Source organism: Campylobacter sp. 1569 (assembly GCF_024723675.1).
Classification (GTDB): Bacteria; Campylobacterota; Campylobacteria; order Campylobacterales; family Campylobacteraceae; genus Campylobacter_D; species Campylobacter_D jejuni_C.
In genome coordinates this window covers 1-2,372 of sequence record NZ_JANQDB010000029.1, presented here as the reverse complement: position 1 = coordinate 2,372, position 2,372 = coordinate 1, and the positions used below count along the sequence as shown (strand labels likewise).

Genomic DNA, 2,372 nt, shown 5'->3' with positions numbered 1-2,372 from the left:
TGAGCTCACTTGGCTCTTGATCATACTCCCAAATTTCTTCAAAAATACAAGCAGTATCTATAAATTTACCTTTGTTTTTTAAAAGCAAAGATAAAAGCTTTAATTCTTTTAAAGGCAAAGTCAAAGGCTTATCATCTTGGTATAAAGTTTGCGAAACAAAAGCAAATTTAAAACCATTTCCCAAGTCTTCATAATCTTCATTTTTATGAGCAAAAGAACGCTTTAAAATAGCATTAATTCTTATTTTTAACTCCTGCAACTCAAAAGGTTTTTTAATATAATCATCACAACCGCTTTCAAAACCTTTTTGTAAATCCATAGTAGTATTTAATGAAGTCATAAAAATAGCTGGCGTGTATTTACCTGCCTCTCTTAAATTTTTTAGCACACTAAAACCATCACCTTGTGGAACTTTTACATCTAAAATCCATAAATCAAAATTTTTCTCATAGGCTTTATCTTGCGCATCTTGAGCATTGTCTACTAAAACTACTTCAAAGCCTTCTTCTTCTAAAAACTCACTAACAATTTCCCCTAAATTAATATCATCTTCTAGTAAAAGAATTTGTGTAGCCATTTTTATCCTTTATCTTGCTTTAAAGCATTATATTTTTTTTATGTAAATTGAATGTGAATTTAGCAGAGTTAAAGCCAAATATTTATAAAATATTAACTGTTTTATATTTGTACTTTAGGATTTGTTATGCTACCTGAATGGGATAAAAAATATAGTATCAATAATACAAAAATTGATGCTCAACACCAAAAACTTTTTGAACTTGCTGCAAAAGTAGAAAAAATTTCAGATAGACCAATTTATCAAGTAGAACTTAAAAAACTTATAGCTGAATTTTTTAACTATATAAAAATCCATTTCCAAGATGAAGAAAACTACATGGCTGAAATCAACTACCCTTATTTAAACCAACATAAGCTCATGCATAAACAAATCACAAAATCTATGATAAAACTTATACAAAGCATAAAAAGCACGAATGATTTAAAAGAAAAACTATACATAGTAGTCAATTCATGGCTTATAGAACATATTATACAACATGATATGATGATAGAACACTGGAGACAAAATACACAAGTAAAAAATTCTTCAGATACTTTCGAAGAAGAAAAGCCAAAACCAAAGAAGTTTTTATATCAATGTCAATGCGAAGGGAAAACCCATAAAGTTCCTTATGACATTCATTTGAAAATGCAATATTCTAAAGTGCAATTTAAATGCAAAGAATGCTCCGCTAACCTAGTTTTATGTAAAGAAAAAACAGAAATTTAATAAAAATTAATCATAATTTAAAATATTGTAAATTATAATGCCTGCAAAACTCTGCCAAATATAAACAGGGGGTTGATATGCTACCAAAATGGTGTGATAAATACAGTATTCACAATGATGAAATCGATAAGCAACACAAAAAACTTTTTGAACTTGCTGCTAATGTAGAAATGATTTCAGATAAACCCATTCACAAAGGTCAAATCAAATTTTTACTTGCAGATTTTTTTAACTATATGAAAGAACACTTTGCTGAAGAAGAAAAATACATGGAAAAAATAGGCTATCCTGAACTTGTTAACCATCAAAAAATTCACAAAAGCATTATTCAATCTATGATCGATTTAATTCAAAACATTAAAAGCACCAATGATCTCAAAGAAAAACTTAATATCATTGCATCAAAATGGTTACTAGAGCATATCTTAAGAGAAGATATGAAGATAGAAAAATGGCATCAAGCGCAATTAAATAAAAAAAATAATGAAACAAACTCAGAAGATTTGCAAGAATTTTATGAGTATGTTTGCTCATGTGCTGACAAAATTCACAAAGTACCTTGTGAAATTCATCAAAAAATACAAACAACCAATGCAAGTTATAAATGCAAAACTTGCCAAGAAGCAATAAGACTAAAATAAAGGCTAGACAATGAATAAAAAATATACTTTAACTCTTTCAGAAGAACTTTACGAGCGCTTAAATAAAACTGCAAAATTTTCTAAAAAGAAAAAAGCTGAAATTTTACGCAATGCTTTAGAAAATTATCTTGATGAAATGGAGGACTTTGCTCCAGCTATAGAAGCTTTGGAGGATCTAAAAGACGGGAATAGTAAAAAGCTAGATAGTATTATCAAAAAATTAAAATGCTAATCTTCTTAGTTTCCAAACATTAACTATCAAAGAGCATAATTACATTTGTAAAAGCAAACATTCATAGATAACTCCTTAGTTTTTAAAGATCTAGTTTCAAACTAGATCTTTAAAGATATGTCTATAACTACTTATATTAATACTATATAATCTAATATATTTTTATATTGTTTTTATTTACTTTAAGAATTCTTATATAAAACTATGC

General features: G+C 27.5%; 4 protein-coding genes. 3 read left to right on the top strand and 1 reads right to left on the bottom strand.

Features of this window, described 5'->3' with window-relative positions; genetic code table 11:
- Positions 1-577, bottom strand: a 577-nt coding sequence (dccR, locus tag CAMP5060_RS07960) for a two-component system response regulator DccR (protein WP_337218191.1), incomplete at its 3' end; no start/stop codon positions are given.
- A gap of 126 nt (positions 578-703) precedes the next feature.
- Here dccR and CAMP5060_RS07955 point away from each other — a divergent pair.
- The 3 genes from CAMP5060_RS07955 to CAMP5060_RS07945 all read left to right on the top strand — a co-directional run bounded on the left by CAMP5060_RS07955 (position 704) and on the right by CAMP5060_RS07945 (position 2,164).
- Positions 704-1,291 (top strand): bacteriohemerythrin, encoded by a 588-nt coding sequence (locus CAMP5060_RS07955; protein WP_087700921.1) that lies wholly within the window; start codon positions 704-706, stop codon positions 1,289-1,291.
- A 77-nt stretch (positions 1,292-1,368) separates the two neighbouring features.
- A complete protein-coding gene (locus tag CAMP5060_RS07950) occupies positions 1,369-1,932 on the top strand; it encodes a bacteriohemerythrin (RefSeq protein WP_087700922.1) in 564 nt (187 codons plus the stop codon).
- 10 nt (positions 1,933-1,942) lie between these two features.
- A complete protein-coding gene (locus CAMP5060_RS07945) occupies positions 1,943-2,164 on the top strand; it encodes a ribbon-helix-helix protein, CopG family (RefSeq protein ID WP_087700923.1) in 222 nt (73 codons plus the stop codon).
- Positions 2,165-2,372 lie beyond the last annotated feature (208 nt).

Excerpts from the sequence above, each read along its gene's own strand:
- CAMP5060_RS07955 (WP_087700921.1), top strand. The coding sequence starts at position 704 with ATGCTACCTGAATGGGATAAAAAATATAGTATCAATAATACAAAAATT.
- CAMP5060_RS07950 (WP_087700922.1), top strand. The coding sequence starts at position 1,369 with ATGCTACCAAAATGGTGTGATAAATACAGTATTCACAATGATGAAATC.
- CAMP5060_RS07945 (WP_087700923.1), top strand. The coding sequence starts at position 1,943 with ATGAATAAAAAATATACTTTAACTCTTTCAGAAGAACTTTACGAGCGC.